The following is a 1,724-nucleotide window of genomic DNA, read 5'->3' as shown; positions in this document are numbered from 1 at the left end:
AACCGGCCCCGCAAGACCCTCGGCTGGAAGACCCCCACCGAAGCGATGAACAACCAGCTACTCTCACTTCAACAACCCGGTGTTGCGAGGACCGGTTGAATTCGGTCAGTATACGTCAATCCGCTACACCGATCAGCTCATTGCTATGGGAGCGAAGCCGTCGGTCGGTACCGTCGGTGACTCTTACGACAATGCTCTGGCCGAGTCGGTGAACGGACTGTACAAGACCGAGCTCGTCTACCGCCGCGGCCCGTGGCGGACCTTCGAGGAACTCGAACTTGCCACCCTCGAGTGGGTCGACTGGTACAACAACCGGCGAATCCACAGTGGCTGCGGGAACATGTCCCCGGCGCAATATGAACGTTCCTACTATGCCCACCAGTCTGCTATGGTTCCTGACAGGAGCCAACGATCGTAGTCTCCACAGAACCCGGGGCGGTTCACCGGAGAGACCGCAGGTCCTTCGGGTCACAGGCCGCGGCCGATGTGGTCGTCGGGCTGTCAGTCAGCGTGTGTCCACGCCCATGGGGGCGGAACAGTATGTCCCCGACGGCCAGCGGCACGGGGCTGTCGTCCGGTGGAACGAGCCAACACGGTCCCTGCAGGACCACCTGGAAACCGGCGGACCCGGGCACGGACACGAACTGCCGCGCCCAAGGGGCATGCCAGGTCACCCGCGCCGAACGCGGCTGGCCGGTACGCATGATCGCGATCACGTCGCTGAGCACGTCCATCACCATGGACGGTATCCAGTGGAAGACGATCCGATATGAACCGAGGATCTTCACGCATGGTTCGTCTTCTACTCCTCGCTTTAGGTTCGGCGTGTGAAAGCCATCCGTATTCACGAGTACGGCGGCGCGTCCGTCCTCCGCCACGACGATGTCCCACGCCCGGTCCCCGGCCCCGGTGAGGTGCTTATCCGTGTCGCCGCGACCTCATTCAACCCCTCCGAGATCGGTCTGCGTTCCGGGCTGCTGCGCAGCATTTTCCCGTTGGACCTGCCGCACACTCTCGGCTGGGACGTCGCCGGCACGATCGTCGATGTCGGCAGCGGCGTCCACAGGCCCGCCGGCGGCGACCATGTCATCGGCCTCCTGGGCAGCGGCGCCGCAGCCGAGTTCGTCTCCGCCGACGCCCGCCTCCTCGTAGCAGCCCCCACGGCGATCCCGCTCGCCCACGCCGCCGCCATCCCCGTCGCCGGTCTCACCGCCTGGCAGGCGGTGTTCGAACACGCCCGAGTGACGCCCGGGCAACGGGTACTGGTCAACGGAGCCGGTGGCGGCGTCGGCGGGTTCGCCGTCCAGCTGGCCAAGCACTCCGGGGCGCAGGTCATCGCCACCGCCAGCCCACGCAGCGCCGCGGCAGCCCGCCGGCTCGGAGCCGACCAGATCATCGACTACACCACCACGCCCCTCCGGGACGGCCTGGAGTGGCCGGTCGACACCGTCCTCAACCTTGTCCCGCTCAGCCCACGGCAAGCTGACATCCTGATCGGGCTGCTCCGGCCCGGCGGCGCACTGGTGTCCATCACCACCCCGGTCGAGCCACCCACCGGCCTCCCCGTGACAGCCACGCGCTTCGTGACACGCAACGACACCAGTCAACTCGCCGCACTTGTCACGCTCATCGACGCCGGCACGGTCCACGTCGACATCGTCGCGACCCGCCCCCTCGCCGACCTCGCCTCGGTGCACCGCGACGCCGAAACCAACAGCATCCGT

General features: G+C 66.9%; 2 protein-coding genes and 1 pseudogene. 2 read left to right on the top strand and 1 reads right to left on the bottom strand.

The features are described from left to right. Positions 1-106 precede the first annotated feature (106 nt). A pseudogene (locus tag AC559T_RS11880) lies at positions 107-418 on the top strand (transposase); the annotation flags it as partial. Positions 419-440: 22 nt separating this feature from the next. Here AC559T_RS11880 and AC559T_RS11875 read toward each other — a convergent pair. Continuing rightward, positions 441-734 (bottom strand): cupin domain-containing protein, encoded by a 294-nt coding sequence (locus AC559T_RS11875; RefSeq protein WP_498868728.1) that lies wholly within the window; start codon positions 732-734, stop codon positions 441-443. Between the two features lie 93 nt (positions 735-827). Here AC559T_RS11875 and AC559T_RS11870 point away from each other — a divergent pair. Continuing rightward, a partial coding sequence (locus tag AC559T_RS11870; protein WP_498868727.1) for an NADP-dependent oxidoreductase occupies positions 828-1,724 on the top strand: 897 nt, incomplete at its 3' end.

Origin of the sequence: Frankia sp. Hr75.2 (assembly GCF_949319125.1) — a bacterium.
GTDB classification, from domain to species: Bacteria; Actinomycetota; Actinomycetes; order Frankiales; family Frankiaceae; genus Parafrankia; species Parafrankia soli.
The sequence above is the reverse complement of the archived record's forward strand: the minus strand, read 5'-3'. Positions and strand labels throughout refer to the sequence as shown.

Excerpts from the sequence above, each read along its gene's own strand:
- AC559T_RS11875 (WP_498868728.1), bottom strand. The coding sequence starts at position 734 with ATGGACGTGCTCAGCGACGTGATCGCGATCATGCGTACCGGCCAGCCG.